General features: G+C 57.8%; 17 protein-coding genes. 9 read left to right on the top strand and 8 right to left on the bottom strand.

Going from position 1 to position 25634, the window contains the following annotated elements; genetic code table 11:
• Nucleotides 1-12 precede the first annotated feature (12 nt).
• The 4 genes from HH216_RS18550 (at nt 13) to HH216_RS18535 (ending at nt 4841) form a co-directional block, all read left to right on the top strand.
• Nucleotides 13-648 (top strand): 7-carboxy-7-deazaguanine synthase QueE, encoded by a 636-nt coding sequence (locus tag HH216_RS18550; protein WP_169552152.1) that lies wholly within the window; start codon nt 13-15, stop codon nt 646-648.
• Entirely contained in the window at nt 603-2627 is a 2025-nt protein-coding gene (locus HH216_RS18545) for an OmpA family protein (RefSeq protein WP_169552151.1), read from the top strand. Before HH216_RS18550 ends, HH216_RS18545 begins: the two co-directional genes overlap by 46 nt.
• A 124-nt stretch (nt 2628-2751) precedes the next feature.
• Complete coding sequence (trxB, locus tag HH216_RS18540; RefSeq protein WP_169552150.1) at nt 2752-3705, top strand: thioredoxin-disulfide reductase; 954 nt, start codon at nt 2752-2754, stop codon at nt 3703-3705.
• A 68-nt stretch (nt 3706-3773) separates the two neighbouring features.
• Entirely contained in the window at nt 3774-4841 is a 1068-nt protein-coding gene (locus tag HH216_RS18535; RefSeq protein WP_169552149.1) for a peptidoglycan DD-metalloendopeptidase family protein, read from the top strand.
• Nucleotides 4842-4924: 83 nt separating this feature from the next.
• Here HH216_RS18535 and HH216_RS18530 read toward each other — a convergent pair whose 3' ends face one another.
• The 4 genes from HH216_RS18530 to HH216_RS18515 all read right to left on the bottom strand — a co-directional run bounded on the left by HH216_RS18530 (nt 4925) and on the right by HH216_RS18515 (nt 11378).
• Nucleotides 4925-5818, bottom strand: a complete 894-nt coding sequence (locus HH216_RS18530; RefSeq protein WP_169552148.1) for a carbohydrate kinase family protein — start codon at nt 5816-5818, stop codon at nt 4925-4927.
• 378 nt (nt 5819-6196) lie between these two features.
• Entirely contained in the window at nt 6197-9016 is a 2820-nt protein-coding gene (locus HH216_RS18525) for a substrate-binding domain-containing protein (protein ID WP_169552147.1), read from the bottom strand.
• A 111-nt stretch (nt 9017-9127) separates the two neighbouring features.
• Nucleotides 9128-9949 (bottom strand): purine-nucleoside phosphorylase, encoded by an 822-nt coding sequence (locus tag HH216_RS18520; protein ID WP_169552146.1) that lies wholly within the window; start codon nt 9947-9949, stop codon nt 9128-9130.
• A 193-nt stretch (nt 9950-10142) separates the two neighbouring features.
• Nucleotides 10143-11378: a BaiN/RdsA family NAD(P)/FAD-dependent oxidoreductase gene (locus HH216_RS18515; RefSeq protein WP_169552145.1), complete on the bottom strand. Its 1236-nt coding sequence runs from the start codon at nt 11376-11378 to the stop codon at nt 10143-10145.
• A gap of 259 nt (nt 11379-11637) precedes the next feature.
• Between HH216_RS18515 and HH216_RS18510 the strand changes: the two genes are divergently transcribed.
• Complete coding sequence (locus tag HH216_RS18510; protein WP_169552144.1) at nt 11638-12666, top strand: DNA/RNA non-specific endonuclease; 1029 nt, start codon at nt 11638-11640, stop codon at nt 12664-12666.
• Nucleotides 12667-12730: 64 nt separating this feature from the next.
• On the opposite strand, the gene HH216_RS18505 is transcribed toward HH216_RS18510, so the two are convergent.
• The 4 genes from HH216_RS18505 to HH216_RS18490 all read right to left on the bottom strand — a co-directional run bounded on the left by HH216_RS18505 (nt 12731) and on the right by HH216_RS18490 (nt 18330).
• The gene (locus HH216_RS18505) at nt 12731-14665 is read right to left on the bottom strand and encodes a pectinesterase family protein (RefSeq protein WP_169552143.1); all 1935 of its coding nucleotides are present in this window, start codon (nt 14663-14665) and stop codon (nt 12731-12733) included.
• 158 nt (nt 14666-14823) lie between these two features.
• Nucleotides 14824-16476 (bottom strand): glycoside hydrolase family 28 protein, encoded by a 1653-nt coding sequence (locus HH216_RS18500; protein ID WP_169552142.1) that lies wholly within the window; start codon nt 16474-16476, stop codon nt 14824-14826.
• Nucleotides 16477-16556: 80 nt separating this feature from the next.
• The gene (locus HH216_RS18495; RefSeq protein WP_169552141.1) at nt 16557-17003 is read right to left on the bottom strand and encodes a hypothetical protein; all 447 of its coding nucleotides are present in this window, start codon (nt 17001-17003) and stop codon (nt 16557-16559) included.
• A gap of 64 nt (nt 17004-17067) precedes the next feature.
• Complete coding sequence (locus tag HH216_RS18490) at nt 17068-18330, bottom strand: asparagine synthetase B (protein ID WP_169552140.1); 1263 nt, start codon at nt 18328-18330, stop codon at nt 17068-17070.
• 319 nt (nt 18331-18649) lie between these two features.
• On the opposite strand from HH216_RS18490, the gene HH216_RS18485 reads away from it, so the two are divergent.
• The 4 genes from HH216_RS18485 (at nt 18650) to hemL (ending at nt 25617) form a co-directional block, all read left to right on the top strand.
• Entirely contained in the window at nt 18650-20365 is a 1716-nt protein-coding gene (locus HH216_RS18485) for a CTP synthase (RefSeq protein ID WP_169552139.1), read from the top strand.
• Nucleotides 20366-20483: 118 nt separating this feature from the next.
• Entirely contained in the window at nt 20484-22337 is a 1854-nt protein-coding gene (yidC, locus tag HH216_RS18480) for a membrane protein insertase YidC (protein WP_169552138.1), read from the top strand.
• A 94-nt stretch (nt 22338-22431) separates the two neighbouring features.
• A complete protein-coding gene (locus HH216_RS18475) occupies nt 22432-24228 on the top strand; it encodes an ABC transporter substrate-binding protein (protein WP_169552137.1) in 1797 nt (598 codons plus the stop codon).
• Between the two features lie 102 nt (nt 24229-24330).
• On the top strand, nt 24331-25617 hold the full coding sequence (hemL, locus tag HH216_RS18470; RefSeq protein ID WP_169553440.1) for a glutamate-1-semialdehyde 2,1-aminomutase: 1287 nt from the start codon (nt 24331-24333) through the stop codon (nt 25615-25617).
• The last annotated feature ends 17 nt before the right edge of the window (nt 25618-25634 follow it).

The following is a 25634-nucleotide window of genomic DNA, read 5'->3' as shown; positions in this document are numbered from 1 at the left end:
GTATCTTTGTGTATGCTTACTGAACAGCAACAACAAACTATTGAAACAACGACGCTGCCGGTGATGGAGGCTTTCTACACCGTGCAGGGGGAAGGTGCCCACACGGGCCGGGCGGCTTACTTTATCCGGCTGGGCGGCTGCGACGTGGGCTGCCACTGGTGCGACGTTAAAGAATCGTGGGATGCCAGCCTGCACCCGCAGCTGAGTATCGATCACATCGTGGCCGGGGCGATGCAACACCCCGGACGGATGGCCGTCATCACCGGGGGCGAACCGCTCATGCACGACCTGACCACGCTGACCAACGCCCTGCAAACGGCGGGGTTCAAAACGAACATCGAAACGTCGGGCGTCTGCGCGGCTGTAACTGGCTCGTGGGACTGGATCTGCTTCTCGCCCAAGAAGTTCAAAAAGCCCAATCCGGCCATTTATGAGCGGGCCGACGAGCTGAAAGTCATCATTTATAACGCGTCGGATTTCGCGTTTGCCGAGTCGTTCGTACCCCACCTGCGGCCCGACTGCAAACTCTTTTTGCAAACCGAGTGGAGTCGTTCCAATGAAATGCTGCCTCGTATCGTTGAATACGTAAAAAATAATCCGCAATGGCAGATTTCGTTGCAGACACACAAATACATGGATATTCCCTAGGGGGAAGAAAGGGGAAAGGAGAACGAAGAACGAAACAGGACGGCCTGAAGCAACGCTGGTCGGCTGGTTTATCGCTGTCTTTCTTCTTTCTGCTCACCACTTTGTTCGCTCACGCTCAATCGCCCAAAGCCAAAGAACTGTACGTACAGTCGATCAAGCTGTTTGGCGAGCGCAAGGCATGGGAGGCAATCCCGTTTATGGAGCAGGCCGTTAAGGTCGACCCGTCGTATGGCGATGCTTACCTGAAACTGGGGCAGCTTTATGAGTTCACCAAACGCTTCGACCCGGCCATCATCGCCTACCGCGATGCCGTTAAACTCCAGCCCGACAGCCCGGCGTCGGGCGCGGCTTACCAGTCGCTGAGTATGATTCTGATGCGGCTGGGGCGCTACACCGAAGCGATGCCGTATCTGGAGAAATACCAGTCCCTGTTTGCGCCGAAGTCGGTGCAACACGAGCGCGTCGGGCGGTTGATTGCCAACGCCCGCTTCGGTGCGGAAGCCGTGCTGCATCCGCAGCCCGTCGAGCCGAAACCGGTGTCGCCGGTGCTCAATACCACGCCCTCGCAGTACTTCCCGGTCCTGACCGCCGACGAACAGACGCTGGTCTTTACCGCCCTCAAACCCGAAGGCGACGAAGATCTGATGGTGGCTACTTTCAACGGCGAAAGCTGGTCGCCCCCGGTGTCGCTGTCGCCCAACATCAACACCCCCGACAACGAAGGCACCGCCACGCTCTCTGCCGATGGGCGCACGCTGGTCTTCACCGCCTGTCAGGGCCGCAAAGGATTCGGTAGCTGCGATTTGTACATGAGCCGCAAAACCGGTTCCGACTGGTCGGCTCCCGAAAACCTGGGGGCGGTGGTCAACACGCGCTACTATGAGTCGCAGCCCTCGCTCACGGCCGATGGCCGGCGGCTGTATTTCGTCTCCGACCGGCCCGGCGGCAAAGGGCGTCGCGACATCTGGCGGTCGGATCTGAACGCCGATGGGAGCTGGCGCGAACCCGTCAATATCGGCGCGCCGGTCAACACGGTGGCCAACGAAGCGTCGCCGTTTATTCACGCCAACGGGCAGAGCCTGTTCTTCGCGTCGGAAGGTCATACGGGGCTGGGTGGCTACGACCTGTTTATCGCCGACAGCCTGACCACGGGCGATTCGGTACGGTGGTCGACACCAACGAATCTCGGCTACCCCATCAATACCTCGGAAGATCAGGCGTCGCTGTTTGTCGCGGCCAACGGTCGGCGGGCGTATTATTCGTACGAAGAGCAGAAAGAGGGCGTCTCGCAGAAGTCGCGGCTGTATGCCTTCGATTTGCCCGAAACCCTGCGCGACCACGTCAAGCCCGTCAGCTACGTGAAGGGCATCGTGGCCGACGCCCGGACCAATAAACCCCTGGCGGCAACGGTTGAACTGATCGACCTGAAAACCAACCAGCTCATCTCGCGGGTGCAGGCCGACGCACAGACCGGGCAGTACACGGCTATCCTGCCGAGCGGGGGCGAGTATGCGCTGTACGTGAGCGTCCCGGGCTACCTGTTCAAGAGCCTGTCGTTTGATTTTACGCAGAAAAGCAAGGGCACTGTTGGGTCGGGACTATCGCTATCCGTGCCGCTGGAACCGGCCGTGGCGGGGGCTACGGCGAAAGAAACGCTCAACAACCTGTTCTTCGAAACCGGCCGCTACGACCTCGCCGATAAGTCGCGCACCGAACTTGACCGGCTGGCACAGTTCCTGAAAAGTACCCCGGCTGTCGCGGTCGAAATTTCGGGTCATACCGACGATCGGGGCGATGCAGCCGCCAACCTGTTACTGTCGAAAAAGCGGGCGCAGGCGGTGGTTACGTACCTGACGCAGGCGGGTATAAGCCCCGAGCGAATCAGGGCCGTTGGCTACGGCAAGACCCGTCCGCTGGCGCCCAACACGACCGACGACAACCGGCAACTGAACCGCCGGATTGAGTGGCGGGTGCTGTAGAGGCAGGGGTTGTAACTTTGCTTTCGGGCGGAAATTTTTTCAAATTTGCGTATGTTGTCTTTATGAGCCGTTTTTAGTAAGCGGTCCCAGTGAGTGATTCGACAACATTATTTGCCTGTAACTGATGAATGCTGAACATGTAAAGTGCCTGATTATCGGCTCCGGCCCGGCGGGCTACACCGCTGCGATCTACGCGGCACGCGCCAATATGAAACCGGTGATGTATCAGGGACCCCAGCCCGGTGGTCAGCTTACGATCACCACCGAAGTCGATAATTTCCCCGGCTACCCCGAAGGCGTTCAGGGCCCGCAGCTGATGCAGGACCTCGAAGCACAGGCCCGCCGGTTTGGCACCGACATTCGGTACGGCATGGTTACGAAAGTTGACTTTTCCAGCCATCCCCACCGCGTCATCGTCGACGATCAGCACGAGCTGACCGCCGATGCCGTAATTATCTCGACGGGTGCGTCGGCCAAGTGGTTGGGTCTGCCGTCGGAAATGCGGCTCAACGGCCGGGGTGTTTCGGCCTGTGCTGTCTGCGACGGGTTTTTCTTCCGGGGGCAGGACGTTGCCATCGTCGGTGCGGGCGATACCGCTGCCGAAGAAGCCAGCTACCTCGCCAACCTGTGCCGCAAGGTATACATGCTGGTTCGGCGCGACGAGATGCGGGCGTCACGGTTCATGCAGCAGCGCGTCCGGACGGCACCCAACATCGAAATTCTGTACAATACCGAAACTGAAGAAATTCTGGGCGATGACGAGGTGACGGGCGTCCGCGTGAAAAACGTGGTGACAGGCGAAACCAGCGAACTCGACGTAACGGGCTTTTTCGTGGCCATCGGTCACAAGCCCAACACCGATATTTTTCAGGACTATCTTGAGCTGGATGAGCACGGCTACATCCAGACCGAGAAAGGAAGCACCCGTACGCGTGTCAACGGCGTTTTTGCCTGTGGCGACGCGCAGGACAACGTCTATCGGCAGGCCATCACGGCAGCCGGAACGGGCTGTATGGCCGCGCTGGATGCCGAACGGTATCTGGTCACGCTGGAAATGAAAGAGCAGGCGCTCGTATAAACTGACCTTACAGGACAAAGCCTTCGGATCGTTTCCTCCGAAGGCTTTGTGCATTATTGCGATAACGCATGAGAACACTGGCTTTCCGATGGCTTCTTGTTACGACCTGCCTAAGCCTGGTCATTACGGCACAGGCACAGGAGCGTGGGCGTTTCAAGAAAAACCTGACTATCACGCCGAAGACCAAAACAAACCAGAATCAGCCCGTTTTCGATCAGCCAGTAAAGGCCGACGATATCTACGATCAGGAAACAACCCAGCTGCGATTCAACAATCAGTTTGAACCGAAAAAAGAACTGAACCCGGTTGTCAGCGAAGATACCAGCCAGATCGATCAGGGCGAAACCAGCGTAGTCGAGATCATCGATTCAGCTCTTATCGGCAACGAATGGGTGAAAATTGCTGACTATTACGCCGTGTGGGACTCGCGCACCATCGATCCGTACAACATCGACCCCCTGGAGTTTAATGAAGCCATCGACATTAAACTGTACGATCCAGCGGCCAACCGCTACTGGTCGGCCCCGCTCAACGAAGGGAAGCTGACGTCGAATTTTGGGTACCGCTGGGGCCGGTGGCATACGGGCTCCGATCTCGACCTGGAAACCGGCGACCCGGTTTACTCCGCCTTCGACGGTGTGGTACGGGTGGTGGGCTGGAACGGAGACGGGTACGGTCGGTACGTGCTGGTCCGGCATTACAACGGGCTGGAGACGCTCTACGGTCACCTGTCGAAGCAGACCGTCGAACAGGGGCAGATGATCAAAGCAGGTGACCAGATCGGATTGGGGGGGAATACGGGTCGTAGCTACGGTTCGCACCTTCACTTTGAAACCCGCTACGAAGGCAACCCCTTTAGCCCGCTGACGATTTTCTCGTTCCCGGCCAATACGCTCAACTCCGATCACTTCCTGCTGACCAGTTCGGTCTGGGATTATCTGCGCGGTGGCCGGTCGTCGGAGTCGGGTGGTAGCCGGGTTCGGATCAAACGGACGGCCATTCACCGGGTTCGCTCGGGCGAAACGCTGAGTTCCATTGCCAGTCGGTACGGGTTATCGGTATCGTCACTGAGCCGGAAAAACGGCCTCTCGGCCCGGTCCCGCGTTCGGCCGGGGCAACGGCTTCGGGTTAATTAAGCCAATAAAAAAGGGTCAGGGGTGTCCGGAGCAACTACGTTGAAGTTGCTCCGGACACCCCTGACCCTTTTTTGAATCGAAGGCTAGCCCTCAGTTCTGTCCAGGAACATCGACTGGATTGTTTCCTCGGTGAATGCCGGGGTAGCCCCGCGTTGCGTAGCCACGTAGGCACCCGTTGCGCAGGCAAATTCAAGTATGTGCTGTGGTGGTTCCTGCTGCAACGTCTTGAACAGGAAAGCCGCCAGAAAGGCGTCGCCACTACCGATGGTATCTTCCACGTCGATATCGAAGCCGGGCTGCGTCGTGAAACCGTCCCGATCGAGCATAACCGCCCCGGCTTCGCCCAGCGTCACGCACAGCGTTTCGAGCTGATACCGGTCGCGCAGCTGTTCCATCGCCCGGTGCAGATTCGGTTCGTAGCCGTACCATTCCGACAGTTCGATCAATTCATGTTCGTTCAGCTTGGCAATATCAGTTTGCTGAAGAAGGTCTTCGATCAACGCCCGTTCGTAGTGGGGCGCGCGCAGATTCACGTCGAAGACGGTGCGCCGGGCCACGCTCAGCAGCCCCATCAGCGTGTCGCGGGTGAGCGGGCTACGCGCGGCCAGACTACCAAAAACAAACAGATCGCTGTTTCGAACGGCCTCCGTCAACTCGGCGTCCGGCTGAATGTAATCCCAGGCAACGGGCTGCACGATCTTGTAGGTGACCTCGTGGGCGTCTGAAATATTTGCTTTGGCAACGCCCGTCAGGTGCGTCTTGCCAATCTGAACCAGATCGGTCGGTATGCCTTTCCCCGACAGAAACTGAACCATCTCGACACCCAGCTCGTCGTCGCCGACCCGGCTGATGATTTGCGCGTTGACGCCGAAATTACGCAGGTCAGCGGCTACGTTCATGGGGGCACCGCCAGCCTGTCGGCTGGTAGGCAGGACGTCCCAGAGAACTTCTCCGAAACAGGTGATGAGTGGGGACATAGGAACTAAAAAAAAAGCCTGACTACACAAGGCAGATCAGGCTGTGGTAAACTCGGTTAGCACACCGTTTTTCTCCGGGCATGAAGCTGTCTCAATACCAAAAGAAAAACAGTGTGACTAACTCATCATAGGTTAATAGCAAATCGGATTAATAGTGCGATTACCTGATAAAATTACGCAAACGCAGTAGTATATGTTTTGTGAAAAATGTTCAAAAAATTTCACAAAAATGAAGCGTACAAATAGCTGTTTATGAACGAATTGGTTGGATAGTGGGGGTGTACAATTACAGTATTGATACGGCCGTTTTCGGTTTTGTTGCGGTCAGTATTTAGTCATTCAGCGCCACCCGCCGGGCGGGCCTGTAGCTGATGCTGGCTACGCGTTCAGGGTGGAGCGTCTGAACTCGGAGGGCGTCTTCTGGGTGTGCTGCTTGAAGAAAGTAGTGAAGTAAGCAGGGGAGTTAAAGCCGGTTTCCTGCGCGATTTCGCCCATCGTTTTCGTGCTTTCCGTGAGCAGACGCTTCGCTTTTTTAAGCCGGATTTCGGTCACGTAGTCGATGACGTTCATATTGAGCAGCGCCTGCACTTTCCGGTACAGCTGCACCCGCGACAGACCCATGTCGCGGCTGAGTTTCTCGACACCAAAGGCGGGTTCGGTCAGGTTTTGTTCGATCAGGCCCGTCAACTCGTTCAGGAATTTTTTATCCTGCCGGTTGCCGGGCGTCGCGGGCGACTGGGCCAGAAAATCAGACGCGTACCGACGCTGCCATTTCTCCCGATTCGCCAGCGTAGTGTGCAGTGTTTCGATGAGGTGGGTCATATTGAAGGGCTTGGTGATGTACACGTCGGCCCCGGCGCGTGTCCCTTCGATCTGCTGCTCAATCTGCCGTTTGGCCGTGAGGAGTACGACCGGGATGTGCGACGTACGCAGGTCGGACTTGACCCGCTGTGTGAACTGCATACCGTCGAGACCGAGGCCGTTCAGGCCGGGTAGCATGATGTCGCTGATAATCAGGTCGGGTATCGTTTCCAGCGTCCGTTCCCAACCCTGCTCCGCCGTGGCTTCAGCAACCACGTCAAACTCATCGCTCAGCCGACTGGCCAGATACGTGCGCAGTTCGTCGTTGTCTTCGATAATCAGCAGCGTTGCTGTCGGGCGGGTGCGTTCGGTGACGGGGGGCGTTGGCAACTCGTCGGCGGGTTCGATCAGCAGCTGGCTCGGTAACGCGTGATCTGCGCGCGGGCTGGACAGTTGCTCGGCAGCGTCGAGGTGGGCGTTGCCGAGCGGCAGCTGAACCACAAACGAGGTGCCCCGGCCTTTCGCGGACGTTACCTGGATGTCGCCCCGATGCAGCCGAATAAACTCCAGCGAGAGCGACAGCCCCACACCCTTTGCCAGATCGAACGGGCGCGGGCCACTGTAAAATAAATCAAACGCGTGAGCCTGCTCGTCGGGCGTCATGCCGTCGCCGTTGTCGGTAATTTTGATAAACGCCTGCTGTCCGTCGGTGCTGAGCTGCACGTGAATGAAGCCGCCTTTGGGCGTGTATTTAAACGCGTTCGATAGCAGGTTAAACAGTACTTTGTCCAGCTTTTCCGCGTCGAACCAGACGGGCAGGGCGGGCAGGTTGCTGGTGAGCAGCCGCAGATCGATGCGCTGTCGTTCGGCTTTGCGGCCAAAATCCTGAATGATGTCGCGGGTAAAGGCAATCAGATCCTGCTCGGCGGCTTTTAGTCTGAGTTTGCTGGCATCGGCCTTCCGCAGATCGAGCAGCTGATCAACCAGTCGCAGCAGCCGATACGCGTTCTTCTGCACCAGCGACAGATTACGCCGGATGTCCTGCGGACTAACGTTTTTCTTAGTCAGCAACTCTTCCGTGGGCGTCAGAATCAGGCCAAGCGGGGTGTTGAACTCGTGCGAGATGTAGGAGTAAAACCGGAGCTTGTCTTCGGTGGCCGTCCGCGCCTGCTGCGATACCACCTCGATTTGATTTTTCTGCTCCAGAATCTCGGCGTTCTGCCTTTCCAGGGTCCGGTACGCCACCTGCCTGGCCCGCACGAGGTAAAACGCCCAGATCGCCAGCCCGACGACGATAAGCAGGCTGACCAACGTGCTGTACAGCGCGGTTTTCTGCGACGCGTAGGTCTGCGTGAGATCGGTGATGTAGCGGCTCTGCTGCTGAATATCGGCCTGCTGCTCCATCAGCCGGTCGTCCTGAAGTTTGGTAATCTGCACGTTCGACGAATCGATCAGCGTGGTAGGCAGGCGATTCTCGCGTTTGAAAGGCTGTTTGTTCAGAATGGCCACAGCCGTGCGGATGGCTTCCTTGCCGCCAGTCGGGTACAGCACCGTTGCCGTCAGGGTACCCCGGTCGACGAGGTCGATGCCTTCGTCAGGTCCCGGCAACCCATCGACGCCGATGATCCTGATCGACCGGGTCAGTCCAAGCTGCCGGCATACACTATACGATTTGCGGGCGCTGCGGTCATTCTGGGCGAAGATCAGCCGAATATCGGGCCGGGTGTTCAGCAGTTGCGTCAGCCGACCGTCAAACGATTGCTTGTCCCAGTCGCCTGCCAGCTTGGCCACCAGCCGAATACCGGGCCGTTTGGCAATGGCGTCCAGAAAGCCCCGGTGCCGGTCTATATCCGCCGACGAACCGGGCGATTCTCCGATTTCCACGACGTTCCCCTGCCCGTTCAGCACCGAACCTGCGTACATACCGGCCGTGCGGCCCACTTCCACGTTGTCGGCACCCACATAGGCCGTGTAGGCGTCGGAGGCCGTTCGCCGGTCGAGAATAACCACCGGAATGCCCTGCTGATACGCTTTTTCGACAATGGGCGTGATGGGCCGGGCTTCGTTGGGCGACACGATCAGCAGGTCGACCTGCTCATCAATCAACTGCTGAATCTGCGCTGCCTGCCGCCCGCTCTGGCCGTTGGCGTCCTTGACGATGAGGTCGATGTTGGGGTGAAACGACAGCTCCAGCTTCATCCCGGCCAGCATCGTCCGGCGCCAGTTGTCGGTCATGGTGCGTTGCGAAAAGCCGATGCGTAGGGGTTTCTGTTCGCCCGTCTGGCAGGCCGTCAGCAGCCAGCCCATCCACAATGTTCCCAGCATGGCCGGCCAGAATGACCCCAACGCACGACGGCGCCGACTAACGCTTATCCGGCGCAAAGCAACAGGGGTCATAGGCGGTGGGAATTAAGACTGTATTTTTCAAAGATAAACGGTAATTCAGCACATACAAAAAAAGGAAAAGCCCGTCGCCGGGCTGTCCTGATGTGTCTAAATGACACGTATTCACTGGCCTAGCTGTTCGATCATAGCTTTCATCAGCTGGGTCAGCTTCGGTTCGGCAGCCGCAGCAGCCGCGATAATTTTCGCGATGTCGGCGCGTTCGAGTGTTTCGGGAATGCCCATGTCGGTGATGACCGATACGCCGAACACGCGAAGCCCCATCTGGTGCGCCACGATCACTTCCGGCACGGTCGACATACCCACGGCATCGGCGCCCCACTGCCGCAGCATCCGGTATTCGGCTTTGGTTTCGAGCTGGGGCCCCGGCGCGAAGACGTAGGTGCCCCGCTTGAGCGAAATACCCAGTTTGTTGCCCAGCGCAAAACCGAGTTCGAGCAGTTCGGCATCGTAGGGCGCACTCATATCGGGAAAGCGGTCGCCGAAGTGCGGGTCGTGTTTTCCGGTCAGTGGGCCCTGTGGCATCAGCAGACTAATGTGGTCGTCGATGACCATCAGGTCGCTGACGGCAAAGTCGGGGTTCATGCCACCGGATGCGTTGGATACCAGCAGCGTCGAAATGCCCAGTTCGCGCAGTACCCGTACCGGAAACGTGACCTGCTGCATGCTGTACCCTTCGTAGAAATGGAAGCGCCCCTGCATCACCACGACCGGCTGACCCGCCAGCGTGCCCAGCAGCAACCGGCCGGTGTGAAACTCAACGGTCGACAGTGGGAAATGCGGGATCTGTTCGTACGACAGTTCGGTTTCGATCGTAATCTCGGCCGCCAGCGCTCCAAGCCCCGTGCCTAAAATGATCCCAACGCGGGGCTGGACAGTGGTTTGCGATTGAATGTAGCGAGCGGCTTCCTGAATCTGGTCAAGCATTACGGTTTGTAGTTTGTGGTTTGTGGTTTGTAGTTATTAGTTTGTGTACAGGGTGCTGGGGACTGCTTTGGGCCAGTTGCGATACTGGTTCGTGAGTTATCGTCTGTGGGTTAGCTTGTGAATGGTTCGACAATCTGGTGTTTGCCGACATAACTTGGTGCCACAAGGCAAACTACGAACTACGAACCACAAACTACAAACCACGTCCCCCCATATTCTTCCCGGCTATGTAGCCCGTGGTCCAGGCGTTCTGGAAATTGAAGCCGCCCGTGATACCGTCGATGTTGAGGACTTCGCCCGCGAAGAACAGGCCCGGCTGAGCCCGGCTTTCGAGTGTTTGCAGGTCCAGCGTGGCCGGGTCAATACCGCCACAGGTCACGAATTCATCCTTGAATGTGCTTTTGCCGGTAATGACGAATCGGCTGTTGGTCAGCGATTCGATCAGGCGGTTGAGGGGCTTGGCGGGTAGGTCGGCCCAGCGCTGCTCGTCGGCGATACCGGCGTCGGCCGCCAGTGCCTGCCAGAGCCGCGACGGTAGGCCCACGGGGCTCTGCGAGAAAACCTGCTTTTTGCCGTTCTGCTGCCGGAAGGTCTGCATTGTATTCCGTAGCTGGGCTTCGTTTTGCTCCGGCACCCAGTTGACCCGCAGCGTAAACTGATAGTCGAGATCGGCGAGGTCGCGGGCAGCCCAGGCCGACAGGCGCAGCACCGCCGGACCGCTGAATCCCCAGTGCGTCAGGAGCAACGGCCCGCGCTGTTCCTGCTTCGTACCCACCACCGACACGGCGGCCATCGGGACCGACACCCCCGCCAGCGGCAGCAGCGGACTGGCCGGTGCGTTGAGCGTAAACAGCGACGGTACGGGTTTAATCAGCTCGTCGGCCTGTTCGGGAATCCAGTCGTAGCTGACCCGCTGCGGGTAGCCGCCCGTCGCGATCAATACCCGGTCGGCCGTCAGCGTTTCGCCGGTAAGGAGATTGATGTGCCAGCCCCCGCCGGGCGCGGCCGTCAGCGATTCGACCCCGCAGCTAGTGCGGATCTGGATGCCCAGCTGATCGGCCGCGTCGAGAAAGCAGTCGATGATCGTTTCTGACGTGTTGGTGGCCGGAAACATCCGTCCGTCAGCTTCGGTTTTGAGCCGTACGCCCTGCTGCTCGAACCAGCTGACCGTGTCCGACGCGTTGAATTGAGTAAGCAGTGATTTAAGCGGTTTTTCGCCCCGTGGATAGTGCCTGACCAGTTGCCGATTATCGAAACAGGCGTGGGTAACGTTGCAGCGCCCCCCGCCCGAGATCCGGACTTTATTGAGCACTGTGCGGTTTTTCTCCAGAATCGTAACGGTAGCGTCGGGGTAGGTTTGCGCGGCCGTAATAGCCCCAAAAAAACCAGCCGCTCCGCCACCGATCACGTACAAACGTAAAGCAGCCATACGGCAGCAGAACAGCGGGCAGGGTGGGGTAGTTCGATTACAGGTAGTCAGTATTCGGTTTATGGTTTACGGTGGCCACCGTGGCGCGGCCTGTCGCACGGTGGTTAAATTTCGGTTTACGGCAGCGCCTTGCCTGCTGGCATCCGCCGGGATGCCGCCAATTCATAATAACTTGCACCCGCTTTGAACCACCGTGCGACGGGTCGCGCCACGGTGGCCGCCGTAGACTGAAAACTGTAAACCGAATACCGTAAGCTTTATGAAAAACGTCCAACGCCGGGGCTTCCGGTTACGGGGCAACACGCTGGTGCTGCTGTTTGTCTTCTTCCTCATTGGCCTGTTTTTGCACTACGGCGGTCGCAGTCAGCCGGTCGTGGCGTTCTGGAACGACGTCCGGGCGCTGGTGGGTCTGGGTCCCGCGCGGCACGAACGCGAAGCCGACAACCCCTACAAAGCCCCTGAGCCAACGAATGGTGGTGATGTCGCCAGCGACCGGCGAACCGACGACGAGAGCGAGGCCAGCGACAACGGGGGCGGTTCGTCGGTGCCGACACCCAGCTCGGGCGGCAAAACGCTGTTTACGTTCGAGAAGCGGCCCGGCTTTATCCTGCCTGCCCACGGGGCCAATGATGAGATCATCGAGCACAGTGGCTATACCCTGCGTTTTCGGGACCAGTACAAGGTAGCTGACTGGGTGGCCTATCCGCTCCTGCCCGAAGAAATCAACGGCGACACGGAGCGCGAAGGGTCGCGGTTTGTGCCCGACCCCGCCGTGCCGACCGGCTCCGCGCTACCGTCTGACTACACGCGATCAGGGTACGACCGGGGGCACCTTGCCCCGGCGGGCGACTTTAAGTTTTCCCGCAAAATGATGCAGGAAACGTTTTTTATGAGCAACATGACTCCGCAGGCTCCGCAGTTCAACCGGGGGATCTGGAAAGAGCTGGAGGGGCAGGTTCGGGCGTGGGGGCTGCGCGACCGGGGTATCTACGTCGTTACGGGGCCGGTGCTCAAACCCGGTCTGCCGACGATCGGGAAGACGAACGAAGTCAGTGTGCCGGAAAAATTTTACAAGGTGCTGCTCTACTGCGACAGCCCTAACATCCGTATGATCGGCTTTCTGCTTAACAACGAAGCATCGAACGAACCGCTGACGGCGTTCGTCGTGCCGGTCAGTCAGATCGAACAGTTGACGGGGATCACGTTCTTCCCCTTCATCCCCGCCGACATGGCACAACGCCTGAAAAACCAGTCGCGCAGCACGATGATCAGCGAGTGGTTTAATTGAGCGTTTAAGGTTTGACGTTTAAGGTCTAAGGTTTGTGTGCGGTAGCCAACATCAAACCCTAAACTCAGCGCAACACCCGCTTCAGGAACGCCATTGTGTACTGCATCGTGGGTTCGAACCAGGGATTGAACAGCCAGAAGGGGTGGGGAGCGTCGGCAAAGGTATATACTTCGGTGTAAATGCCCCGCGCTTTGTAGACCGCCAGCAGAGCGTCGCGACCCGCATGCATCCGGTCGACGGAACTGTTCAGGATCAGAATCGGGGCCGGTTTGGTATCGGTACGATTAACATAGGTGAGGGGAGAGGCTTCGCGCCATAACGCCACCGTTTCTGTTTTCGGACCGCCAAACCAGTGCGTAGCGGCTGAGGTAGCCCGGCTGTCGTCGCCCTCGCCCGACTCCGGATGATCGAACGCCAGCAGCCCGTCGACATCGACAATGGCCTGCACGATGCTGGAATGACCGCTTGTGCAGCCGGAGCCCTCCAGCGCGCTCAGGTCGCCGGTGGTTCCGAGCAAAGCCGCCAGCTGACCACCCGCCGAGCAGCCCATCGCGGCAATGCGGCTGGTATCGATACCCAGCGTGTCGGCTTGGGCGCGGAGCCACCGCACCGCATCTTTCAGGTCATGCACAGCCGCCGGGTACAGTGAATCCGTCGACAGCCGGTAGTCGACGGTCACTGCCACGTAACCCGCATTTGCCAGCTGCTTCGCCATCGCCACGTTCATCGAGCGGTCGCCGGTGCGCCAGCCGCCCCCATGAATCAGCAGCACCGCCGGGCGTGGCTTTTTCGGGTTGACAGGCGGGTAGAACGCATCCAGAAACAACGTCTTACCATTGCGGGTGCAGTACGGCCAGTTGGCCGCTACGGTGACGCCTTTCGCCAGTTTCGGGTCGGCGATGCTGATCTGCGGGTGCTTCTTCCGGGCGTTCAGGTACGCACTGCTGACGGTAAATGAAGTGTCGCGCCGGTAGGTCAGGCCCGGCGCGGGATTCCAGCCGGAGTCACTGTCGAAAATGCGTTTGAGCGTGTACTGAGCCGCTTCCGGGTCGGTTAGTTGCTTCGCCCAATCGACGCGCTGCTGCGGGGTTGCCCCCGGTCCGCGACTCTGGTATTCGGCGTAAAACGTTGTCTTGTAATTCGTTGTCTTTGCCCAGTTGTCCCAGCCTTCGGGGCGAATGTGCGGCCCCATCTGCGTGCGGATAAACACGGTTCGGGCATAGGGTCGCCACGGTCGGCCGAGGTATACGCTCGTAACGGACGAATCGGCGGTGAGCGCGCAGTCGAGAAAGACAAAGCCAAACGGCTGACCGGGTCGGGTCGAAGCGGCCGTGATCCACGAATTCGCCAGACTTTTAATGGTACACCGCTGAAAAACGACCGTCGCTTCGCCGAACAGAAAATCGACCGTGCCTTCGATGTAACAGTCCTGATACAACTGGCGGCTTGTCGACGTGGCCATATACAGCGTGTCCTGATGACCCAGCAGCCGACAGTGCCGCACGATACACCGATCTCCTTCGACGTGCAACGCCACCGCCTGCTCGACGCGTGGCCCCTGCCGGTTTCGGTTGGCTGTATTTTCGATGGTCAGGTTTTCGAGGATAATGTCGTTGCCCTCGATCAGTACGGTGTGGGTGGTGTAGGTAATGAACTTCGCCCGGCCCGTTGCGTCGATTCCGCCGGGGAAGGGCTTACCCGCGTAGTCGTCGCCGGTAATGATCGTGCCAGCTTCGCTTTCGCCGATCAGCGAGATATTCGTTTTCCACGACGGCACCACCAGCTTCTCCCGGTACGTACCGTTTTTGATGTAAATCAATACCTGCACCTGCGACAGATCGCGCACTGAGTTAACGGCTTCCTGAATCGTTTTGAAGTTGCCGCTGCCGTCCTTCGCCACCGTAAATGAGGTCGGATACGGGAACTGCACCACCGGCGACTGCGCCATCAACCGGCTCGTTAGCAGTAGAAAGAACAGAAGCAGGTACAGACGGGGCATGGGGGCGGGTTTAGGGGAATGAGGGTTTGTGGTGGACTGGTGTGCCGGTATCGTAGAGACGCAACCCTTTGCGTCTCAGCAGGCGTCAGCTAGTGTGCGTCAGCCAGACCATCCGGTGCCGAGACCATCCGGGTGCCGAGACGCAAAGGGTTGCGTCTCTACTCATGCGAATAGACACCGGCGGCAACGGTGGTGCCGAGGCTGATTTCCTGTTTCGCTTTTGAACTATCAGTGTTTAGCAGGCGAATGTCGGCGGAACGGTTGCCGTTAATCTGCGTCAGCAAATCGGTGGTGGCCGGGTAGCGGATGGAGTCGAGGGTGATGTGGCGGCTGTTCTGGAACTGCATCACTGGTTTGGCGTCGCAGAGCAGGCTAACCCGGTTCAGGCTGATGCGTTCCGCTTCGACGCAAACCAGTCCTTTGTGACTTTGCAATACCGCGTCTTCGATGCGAATGTCGCTGACGGCCATTTCGGGTAGACCCCGGATCAGAATGGCCGTTTCGGCACCCCGGCATGTGATGTTGCGGACGGTAAACTGCCGGAAACGGGGCGTTGCGTCGGAGAGGGGCTGAGCAGCAATCTCGGGCAATTCGTTCGACTCGCCCTGCTGCGGCACCGGGTCTTTGGCCATGTAGTACATATCGAACAGAATGGCTTCCCCGGCAATGTCGGTTATGTCGACGTCGTCGACGTAGATGTTTTCTACGATGCCCCCGCGTCCCCGCGCTGTTTTAAACCGAAGCCCGACGTCGGTACCCATGAACGTGCAGTTTTTGAGCAGCACGTTGCGCACCCCGCCCGACATTTCGCTACCGATCACGAAGCCGCCGTGAGCGTGGTAGACCCGGCAATTACTGACCAGTACATTTTCGGTCGGCACCCCGCGCTTACGCCCTTCCTCGTCGCGCCCCGATTTCAGGCAAATGCCGTCGTCGCCCACATCGAACGTACAATCATCGATCAGACTGTTGCGGCACGATTCGAGGTCGAGCCCGTCGCCGTTCTGGGCGTACCACGGATTCCTGACGGTCAGCCCCCGTAACGTTACCTGTTCGCAGAGCAGCGGATGCAGGCACCAGGCGGGCGAATTCTGGAACGTAACCCCGGTCAGCAGTACCCGGCGGCAGCGCGTCAGACTCAGCAGATTGGGCCGAAGAAAATCTCTGGTGTCGGCATAGTCCGCCGGGTTCAGACTGATGTTTGCCTTCCCGGATTCCGCGTTTGTTGCGCCCCGCAGCGATTGTTCCGACGGGTACCAGGTGTCGCCCTTCACGTTGACAACCCCACCCGACGCCACCCGCTTTTTCCACTGATCGGTCGTGAGCTTGCTTTTCTTGACCATGCGCCACGCGTCGCCCGCCCCGTCGATAACGCCCGCGCCGGTAATGGCGATGGCCTCGGCGTCGGTTGCCGATAGGGGAGCCTGACAACGAATTGCGTCGCGCCCTTCCCAGGTTGTCCGAACGAGCGGATACGCCGAGCGGTCGCTGGTGAACTGGAGCAGTGCCCCATCGGCAAGATGCAGATTGACGTGGCTTTTCAGCACCAGCGGACCAGTCAGCCATAGCCCGCGCGGGATCAGTACCGTACCCCCGCCGTTGCGGTTGCACTGCTCAATGGCCTGCGTGATTGCACTGGTGTTCATCGTTTGTCCGTCGGCCACGGCACCCAGCCGCCGGATATCAATCGTATCGCGCCGGAACACAGGTTGCTCCACGCGCGGTAAAACTGGCGGAATTGGTTGCGCAACAGCGGGAAAGGATAGCAGCAGCGTAGCCGCCACGACCCAACGAGGTAATGAAACAGGCATAGGGTGGACAAAAAGAAACCGGCTTACATCGACAGTGTGGCGATATGAGCCGGTAAGCGGGAACGGGTTCATTTTTACTGCTAATGGCTTAAGCCGGGGATTGTCAGCGTTGACAAAAAAGCACGCAGTTCGTCGGGGCGCTGAGTGCCGAGCAGAATGCGTTTGTTGTCTGTCGTTTTGATGCGTAAACCCTGATTACCCGCTACGTTGTAGACCCATTCGCCAAAGTTCCAGCGAATACCATAGCCGACAAAGTCGTACTGCGTAACCGCTGCCGTGCTGACATCTGCCCAACGGATGGTGCGCCACCGCATAAACGGCCAGACACGGTAGTGAACACCGCTATCGTCGTAGCGCGTATCCAGTCGCCAGGCGAGCAATAGCAGACTGACCAGAAGAATTGTCAGCCAGCTAATCCATCGGAGGGCACCGCCAGCGGGTACAATCAGCATCAGCGCCGTAACGCCCAGCATGATGGCCCAGAGCCACCACTGCCGAAATCGCTGTGATTCGGTAAAATTGTTCATAAAAGGGAGCTGGCTGTAGATACAAAAAAGCCGCCCGAATATAAGTCCGGGCGGCTTTCCGTGGCTACGTCTTCTGTTTCTTCTTCTTGGCGGCCGGAAACAGGATGTTGTTAAGAATCAGCCGGTAGCCCGCCGAGTTGGGGTGCAGGTTGAGGTCGGTCGGTTCTTCGCCGATTTCGTGACGGTAGTCTTCGGGGTCGTGACCGCCGTAGAAGGTGAAGAAGCCCCGGCCATGGGGGGCGTGGAGGTACCGCGCTTCACCAGCCGCCCGGTTTTCGGCCAGAATCACCACTTCGGGCTTGATAAAGTTTTTCTTGAACGCCGTTGTCTGCCCCATGAATCCCTTAATCACGTTGAGGTGATTCTGCGTCAGCATCGTCGGAATGGGGTCGTACTTGGCTGAGAACTGAAACAGCGTAAAGTAATCGTTGTGCTCACTCAGACCCCGCTCGTCCGGCTGGTTGTCGATATTGGAAAACTCGACCAGATAGGGGTTGGTGTACACCTGAAAATTGCGGAACGCGAGCGTCTGCCCGAAGTCCAGTTTGTTGTTGGCATTGGGGTCGGCGGGGGTGCCGTCGTAGAACGAATCGACGATGTCGGTGTTGTGCGATGCCAGCGCGATGTCGTACGTATCGGTGGCGTTGCACATGGCGAACAGGTAGCCACCGCCCAGCACGAAATCGCGGATTTTCTCCGTCACGGCCAGCTTCAGTTGCGGTACTTTTTCGTAGCCAAATTTCCGGGCGATGCTCTCGGCTTCCTGCTTCTGGGCAATGTACCACGGCTGGTCTTTGAAGTGGAAAAACTTGCCGTACTGTCCCGTAAAGTCTTCGTGGTGCAGGTGCAGCCAGTCGTATTCGGGTAGTTTGCCGTTGAGCACTTCCTCGTCAAACACTACGTCGTACGGGATTTCGGCGTAGGTCATTACCATCGTCACGGCATCGTCCCACGGCTGCTTCGTCTTGGGCGAATACACGGCCACTTTTGGCGGCTTTTGCAGCTTCACCGCGTCCATGTTGGCGTCGGCAGCACTGACTTCGCTCATGATCTGCGCCGACTGCGCATCGGAAATGACCTCGTAGCTGACCCCCCGGATGACCATTTCATTGATGAACGCCTGATTCTGCGGCATCATGAACGCCCCGCCCCGGTAGTTGAGCAGCCAGTCGATTTCGGTGTCATATTTCTTCAGCACCCAGTACGCAATGCCGTACGCTTTCAGGTGATTCTTCTGGCTGTCGTCCATCGGAATCAGAATTTTCGACGCCCAGGCCCGTCCCGTCAGTACGAGCAGGAGACCAAGCAGTATGAGCCTTTGTTTCATTCAGTGTTGTCGATTGTACAGTAGCAGCGATCGCGTCTCTACATAAACGTAAGATACGCAAAAACTATGCAGGAAAGTTGGAAGAAACGCACCTGATTTCGGGAAAGAAGCCGGGTTTTTACCGTCGGTCAGATTTCTCCGGTCGGCTGAGCACAACGGGACGAACATCGGCAAGCAGCGAAAAAAAGTCGCGGATGCTAATCGACAAGCAATCAGCGGGGTAGTGACAACCGGGTAACTTTTTCCGAAGCAACGGGGCCGAAAGCTAGGTTTTTCTGCGTACTTTTATTCCCCGTAACGACCAAAACAGGTTTCACTCATGGCGGCTACGGGACCGAAATCCGCGAAATATATTTTTGTTACGGGCGGGGTAACTTCATCACTCGGTAAAGGCATCATTGCCTCATCACTGGCCAAACTGCTACAAGCGCGGGGGTTGTCAGTCACCATCCAGAAATTCGATCCATACATCAACATCGACCCCGGTACGCTCAACCCGTACGAACACGGCGAATGTTACGTAACCGACGACGGGGCCGAAACGGACCTCGATCTGGGCCACTACGAACGCTTCCTCAACCGGCCCACCTCACAGGCCAACAACATCACGACGGGGCGTATCTACAACAACGTTATCACCCGCGAACGCCGGGGCGATTTCCTCGGTAAAACGGTGCAGGTTGTGCCGCACATCACCGACGAGATCAAACGGAATATCCGGCTGCTGGGCGACACGGGTCAGTACGACATCGTCATCACTGAAATCGGCGGTTGCGTGGGCGACATCGAATCGCTGCCGTTTGTCGAGGCCGTACGACAACTGAAGTTCGAGCTGGGTGAAAAAGACACGCTCGTCATTCACCTGACGCTGGTGCCGTACCTGCAATCGGCGGGGGAGCTGAAAACCAAGCCGACGCAACACTCGGTACGGATGCTGCTCGAAAACGGCGTGCAGCCCGACATCATCGTCTGCCGTACCGAACACCCGCTACCGCAGGAAATCCGCCGGAAGATCGCGCTGTTCTGCAACGTGCAGGTAAGTTCGGTGATCGAAGCCGCCGACGCGAGTACGATCTACGACGTACCGCTGCTGATGCAGAAAGAGCGGCTCGATCAGCGTGCGCTCTACATGATGGGCCTTTACAACGACAAAGACGCCGATCTTGAGGAGTGGAAGTCGTTTTTGGGGCGGCTCAAAAATCCCGGCGACACGGTCAAAATCGGTCTGGTGGGTAAGTATGTCGAACTGAAAGACGCGTATAAGTCGATCGCCGAAGCGTTTATCCATGCCGGTGCGCAGAACGAATGCAAGGTGCAGCTGGAGTGGATTCAGTCGGAAACGCTGGTCGACGAAAACCACTGCGCCGATGTACTGTCGGGGCTGGATGCCGTGCTGGTAGCGCCCGGCTTTGGTGAGCGGGGTATCGACGGTAAAATCAACGCGGTGCGGCTGGCGCGCGAAAAGGGCATTCCGTTCCTGGGTATCTGCCTGGGCATGCAGATGGCCGTGATCGAGTACGCCCGCAACGTGATGGGTATCGCCGACGCGCACTCGACCGAGATGGAACCCGAAACGGCCAACCCGGTCATCAGCCTGATGGCCGGTCAGAAAGACGTGACCAACAAGGGCGGCACGATGCGGCTGGGTAGCTATGCCTGCAAACTCAAGCGCGACTCGCTGGCCCACAAAATCTACGGCAAAGCGACGATTCAGGAGCGGCACCGCCATCGCTATGAGTTCAACAACGACTACCTCGATCAGTTTGAAAAGGCGGGGCTACGCCCGACCGGTATCAATCCTGACACGGGGCTGGTCGAAATCGTGGAACTGGCCAATCACCCCTGGTTTGTGGGTGTGCAGTTTCACCCGGAGCTGAAAAGTACGGTGCTGAACCCGCACCCGCTGTTTGTAAAGTTTGTCGGGGCTGCGCTGACCTATAAACAACAAAAGCAGAACACGCCAATTTCGGCTACAGCCGACGCTACATCCGGCGTAGAGACCACTCCTGTAGAAACCGCCGAGGTAATTGGTTAACCGCACCGATTGGCGTAATTTTGCAAAAATTAAGTGTAAGGTTTACGGTTCAAGGTGTAAGGTTGATTGGGTCAGCCAGTAGCCTTAAACCTTGAACCTTAGACTTTAAACGTAAAAAATGGATCGTAATCAGATTATTGGCATCGTCTTGATCATGGCGATGCTGGTGGGCTATCAGCTGTTGGTGCCGAAACCGGCCCCGCTGAAAGAGCCTGCTCAAACCACAAAGACCACCCGCCCCACCACCGCATCAGCAGCCACGGCCGCCGTCGCAAAAGCCGGTCTACCCCTCGATTCCGCAGCTGCGCGGGCCACGTTTGGCGAATTCGCCACAGCCGCGACCGGCGAAAACCGGGACATCGTCGTCGAGAACAACGACATGAAGGTTACCTTCAGCACGCTCGGTGGGCAGGTGAAAGAGGTACTCCTGAAGAAATACAAAACCTACGATCAGAAGCCGCTGGTGCTGATCGATGCGCAGAGCAGTCAGAGTGCGCTTGAACTGCCAACCAATCGCGGTAAAATCAACCTGCACAAGCTGTACTTCACCACCGACGCGCAGAGTGGGTCGATCAGTGGTCAGCCCCGGCAGATCACGTTCCGGGCCGAAGTCGCACCGGGGCAGTCGGTGGAGCAGGTGTACATGATGCCCGGCGAAGGCTACGTACTCGACTACGACCTGAAACTGAACGGCCTGAACAACGTCGTGACGAACGACAACGTCCGGTTCTTCTGGGAAGACAAGATGCGGCAGTACGAAAACGACCTGAGCAACAACCGCCGGTCTGCCACGATCAACTACCTGTCGGCCGACGAGAACTTCGAGAGCCTGAAAGAAGGCGAAAGCAACGAAGATGTAACGGCCGAAGAACCCGTTCAGTGGTTCACCATCAAGCACAAATACTTCCTGTCGGGCTTTATTGCCCGGAACGGCGCGATGCCGAAAGCCGAGTTTAAAACGCTGGTCGATCCGGCCTTCACCGATGTCGTGAAAACGGCAACCGCCGATGTTGCCCTGCCAATGGCCGACATTAAAGCGGGCAAAGGGCAGTACCGGTTCTACTACGGCCCCAACGATTTTCAACTGCTGGGCGACGTCGCGCCGGAGTTCGACCGTAACGTCAACCTCGGTTATTCGTTGCTGAAGCCGATCAACAAGTACTTCTTTGTTCCGGTCTTCAATTTCCTTGGCAAGTTTATCTCGAACTACGGTCTGCTGATTATCGCGCTGGTGGTGTTCGTAAAACTGCTGCTGACGCCCCTGACCTACAAGTCGTACGTAAGCATGGCGAAGATGCGGGTGCTGCAACCCGAACTCAACGCCATGAAAGAGCGCGTTGGCGACGATATGGCCAAGCAGCAGTCGGAGCAGATGAAGATTTATCAGGAAGTGGGCGTGAGTCCGCTGAGCGGTTGTATTCCGGTGCTGGCGACGATGCCGATTCTGTTCTCGCTGTTTCAGCTGTTCCCGAACCTGATCGAACTGCGGCAGGAACATTTTCTGTGGTCGAATGACCTGTCAACTTACGACGCCTTCTTTACGTTTCCGGCCCTGCCGTTTATCGGTAGCCACCTGAGCCTGTTTACGGTGCTGATGACAGCCTCGTCGATTGCGTTTGCGTACTACAACAACCTGAACACCCCCACCCAGCCCGGACCGGTGAACATGAAAGCGATGAGCTACGTGTTCCCGCTGATGTTTATGTTCGTACTGAACTCGTACCCCGCTGGTCTGACGTTTTATTACTTCGTGTCGAACGTCGTGACGATCGCGCAGCAGCAGATCATCCGGCGCTTTGTCGACGAAGACAAAATCAAGGCCGTGCTGGACGAAAACCGGCGCAAAAATGCCGCTGGCGAAGGCAAAAAACCGGGTGGTTTTCAGGCCATGCTGCAAAAGCAACTGGCAGCGGCCGAGGAAGCCCGTAAACAAGCCGACGAAGCCCAGCGGAAAGCGAAGACCAAAAAATAAACCATACCGGCTCACACGTAGTCTGGTATATATACACTGTCTGGCCGAGAGCAACGCACGTGCGTTGCTCTCGTGCGTTAACCCACATAACCCAATGATCGGAAAGGGCATCGTTTTAAGCGGATTGATTGGTTTGTCGGTGCTGACTGTCGTCAGTGCGCAACCATCAACGGACGCACAGCGTCGCTACAAGGCGGCTGTGAAACTGGTGCAGACCGGCGACTACGAACGGGCCAAAACCGAACTAAACTCGATCATTCAGCGCGGTGGAGCGACGGCTCCCTACGCCCACTACTACTACGCACTGGCCGCGTACCGGCAGAAAAAATTCGATCAGGCCCGGCTCATGCTGCGCCAGCTGACCGACCGCTTTCCCGACTGGCCCAAACAGCCCGACGCGACCTATTTGCTAGGTATTTCACAGCTCGAAGAGGGGCGGTACGATGATGGTCTGAAAACGTTGGATGGCCTCAACGACCCTGCGCTTCGCAGCGATGCGGCCCGTGCCGAGCAGGCTATTCTGGGCCGGGCCACCGATTTGCGGGCACTCAAGCAACTCAACCGAACTTACCCGGACAACCGCATCGTTGGTCTGGCGCTGATCGATCTGATTCAACGGTCGTCCAGCGACCGGGCCGATCTGGAGTTGTCGGACGAACTGACGAACCGCTTTGGCGTTCCCGGAACGGCGGCTCCGCGTCTGACGCCAACGACCAGCACATCCGCGCAATCGCAACCGTCCCGTACAAACCGCCCAGCCGTTACGGCTTCGACGCGGCCCAACCGGGTAAAGAGTTCGTATAACGTGGCGGTGATGATGCCGTTTCGCATCGAGGATTTCAACAACGGCAAACGGTCGCGCAGTAACCAGTACGTCTACGACCTGTACAACGGTATGATAATGGCGAAAGCCAAACTACAGCAGGAAGGTATAACGGTCAACCTGCTGGCATACGACCTCGACAATGACCCCAACAGAACGCTTGAACTGGTTAACAGCCCGGCGTTCGCGCAGACCGACCTCATTATCGGCCCGCTGTATGTCGAACCGAACCGGATCGTGTCGGCCTGGGCCAATCAGAACGGCGTAGTTTTGTTGAATCCGATAGCAACGAGTAGCGAACTGATCCAGGACCAGCCGATGTCGTTTCTGGCGCAGTCGTCGCTGGCACGGCAGGCGGAGCAGGTAGCCGGTCAGGCGCAGTCGATCAACAATATACGCCGGGCGGCCATTTACTTCGGCAGTACGCGCAAGGACTCCTTACTGGCTGCTGCGTACCGCGATGAACTGCTGCAACAGCGCTACCAGATCGCCGACTTTCGCCGGATGGGACCGACGGCGCAGGCAACGGCGGCATCGTTGTTTACCCCCGTTCCCCGTCCCGGTGTCGCTACCCCGACCTCAACAACGCCAGCAGTGCCAGCAACGACTGTGCCTGCCATCGGCCATGTATTCCTGTCGAGCAGTAACGATACGGACGGGCCGCGTTTGCAGGAAGCCCTGAGTAACCGCCGGGTCAATGCGCCCCTGCTGGCAACGGCCTCCGCTTTTAATATGTACAAAAACGGATCGTCGACCTTCTCCCGGCGCGACCTGTACCTGCTGTACCCCGACTACGTCAGTTCTGATCGGGAGCCGGTCGTTACGTTTAACCAGACCTATCTGGCTGAGCTAAATACAATCCCGTCCGTATTTGCCAGTGAAGGTTACGACATGCTCTTATTCTTCGGCCGTCAGCTGGCGAAAAACGGTGGGCTGCGTAATCGTGACGCCATGCGTTCCGATACTGACGACTACCTGCTGTCGGGCTTCGATTACACGCAATCAAACGACAACCAGATCGTCCCAATCGTCAAATTCGACGGCGGACGATTTATTAAAATCAATTAGTGAGTGAGTGAATGAGTGAGTGATAGAATGATTGAATAGGCTGGCACATCCTACCATTCAGTCGCTTTATCACTCAATCATTCTATCATTCAATCAGTCAAAATTATGACTAGCGAACAACTGTTTGAGAAAGCCAAAACGCTTATTCCCGGTGGGGTTAATTCACCCGTTCGGGCGTTTCGGTCGGTGGGTGGGAATCCGCTGTTTATCAAATCGGCGAAAGGGCCGTATCTGTACGATGAAGACGGTCGCGAATACATCGAACTGATTAATTCGTGGGGGCCAATGATCCTGGGCCACGCCTTTGAGCCGGTCGAGAAAGCCGTTGCCGACGCTATTCAGCACTCATTTTCGTTTGGTGCCCCGACGCGTAAAGAGGTCGAGATGGCCGAGCTGATCGTGTCGATGGTGCCGTCGGTGGAGATGGTGCGGATGGTTAATTCCGGTACCGAAGCGACGATGGCGGCTATCCGCGTAGCCCGTGGCTTCACTGGTCGCGATAAAATCATCAAGTTTGAGGGCTGTTACCACGGTCACGGCGACTCGTTTCTGATTGCGGCTGGTAGCGGAGCCATGACGATGGGCATTCCCGATTCGCCGGGCGTCACAAAAGCGACGGCCGCCGACACGCTTACGGCTCCGTATAACGATCTGGCTGCGGTAGAGGAACTGCTGCTGAACAACCACAATCAGGTGGCGGCCCTGATCCTCGAACCCGTTGTGGGGAACATGGGCTGTGTCCTGCCCGAACCCGGTTTCCTTGAAGGCATCCGCGCCCTCTGCGATCAGCACAGTGTTGTCCTGATCTTCGATGAGGTAATGACCGGTTTCCGGCTGGCTAAAGGTGGCGCGCAGGAACGCTTCGGTATCACCCCCGACCTGACGACGATGGGTAAGATCATCGGCGGTGGTATGCCAGTCGGTGCCTACGGTGGCCGGGCCGATATTATGAAGATGGTAGCCCCCGCCGGGCCGGTTTATCAGGCCGGTACGTTGTCGGGAAATCCTATCGCGATGTCGGCGGGGCTGGCGATGCTGCACCACCTCAACGATCACCCGAACGTATACACGCGGCTGGATGCGATCGGCGACAAGCTGACGACGGGCTTCCGGCAAACGCTGGACAAGCTAGGGCTGGCCTACACGATCAATCACATCAGTTCGATGTTTACGCTGTTTATGACCGATCGGCCAGTGATTGACTTTGCCGGGGCCAAGTCGTGCGACACGGCGCTGTTCGGCCACTATTTCCACGCCATGCTCGACCGGGGTATTTACCTGGCGCCGTCGCAGTTCGAAAGCCTGTTCCTCTCCGTCGCCCTTACCGACGAGCTGGTCGACCGGATTATTCAGGCCAACGACGAAAGTTTACGTGAAGTGGTTGGTTAGTCTTCCAAACGTTGATG

The organism is Spirosoma rhododendri (genome assembly GCF_012849055.1).
Taxonomy (GTDB): domain Bacteria; phylum Bacteroidota; class Bacteroidia; order Cytophagales; family Spirosomataceae; genus Spirosoma; species Spirosoma rhododendri.
This window is presented reverse-complemented; position numbering and strand designations above follow the sequence as displayed.

What these genes read in the sequence shown, in the direction of transcription:
- HH216_RS18490 (WP_169552140.1), bottom strand. Translation starts at nt 18,330, where the DNA reads ATGAAACAAAGGCTCATACTGCTTGGTCTCCTGCTCGTACTGACGGGA.
- HH216_RS18515 (WP_169552145.1), bottom strand. Translation starts at nt 11,378, where the DNA reads ATGGCTGCTTTACGTTTGTACGTGATCGGTGGCGGAGCGGCTGGTTTT.
- HH216_RS18545 (WP_169552151.1), top strand. Translation starts at nt 603, where the DNA reads ATGGCAGATTTCGTTGCAGACACACAAATACATGGATATTCCCTAGGG.
- HH216_RS18535 (WP_169552149.1), top strand. Translation starts at nt 3,774, where the DNA reads ATGAGAACACTGGCTTTCCGATGGCTTCTTGTTACGACCTGCCTAAGC.
- yidC (WP_169552138.1), top strand. Translation starts at nt 20,484, where the DNA reads ATGGATCGTAATCAGATTATTGGCATCGTCTTGATCATGGCGATGCTG.
- HH216_RS18550 (WP_169552152.1), top strand. Translation starts at nt 13, where the DNA reads ATGCTTACTGAACAGCAACAACAAACTATTGAAACAACGACGCTGCCG.
- HH216_RS18495 (WP_169552141.1), bottom strand. Translation starts at nt 17,003, where the DNA reads ATGAACAATTTTACCGAATCACAGCGATTTCGGCAGTGGTGGCTCTGG.
- HH216_RS18475 (WP_169552137.1), top strand. Translation starts at nt 22,432, where the DNA reads ATGATCGGAAAGGGCATCGTTTTAAGCGGATTGATTGGTTTGTCGGTG.
- HH216_RS18505 (WP_169552143.1), bottom strand. Translation starts at nt 14,665, where the DNA reads ATGCCCCGTCTGTACCTGCTTCTGTTCTTTCTACTGCTAACGAGCCGG.
- HH216_RS18530 (WP_169552148.1), bottom strand. Translation starts at nt 5,818, where the DNA reads ATGTCCCCACTCATCACCTGTTTCGGAGAAGTTCTCTGGGACGTCCTG.
- trxB (WP_169552150.1), top strand. Translation starts at nt 2,752, where the DNA reads ATGAATGCTGAACATGTAAAGTGCCTGATTATCGGCTCCGGCCCGGCG.
- HH216_RS18520 (WP_169552146.1), bottom strand. Translation starts at nt 9,949, where the DNA reads ATGCTTGACCAGATTCAGGAAGCCGCTCGCTACATTCAATCGCAAACC.
- HH216_RS18485 (WP_169552139.1), top strand. Translation starts at nt 18,650, where the DNA reads ATGGCGGCTACGGGACCGAAATCCGCGAAATATATTTTTGTTACGGGC.
- HH216_RS18525 (WP_169552147.1), bottom strand. Translation starts at nt 9,016, where the DNA reads ATGACCCCTGTTGCTTTGCGCCGGATAAGCGTTAGTCGGCGCCGTCGT.
- HH216_RS18510 (WP_169552144.1), top strand. Translation starts at nt 11,638, where the DNA reads ATGAAAAACGTCCAACGCCGGGGCTTCCGGTTACGGGGCAACACGCTG.
- HH216_RS18500 (WP_169552142.1), bottom strand. Translation starts at nt 16,476, where the DNA reads ATGCCTGTTTCATTACCTCGTTGGGTCGTGGCGGCTACGCTGCTGCTA.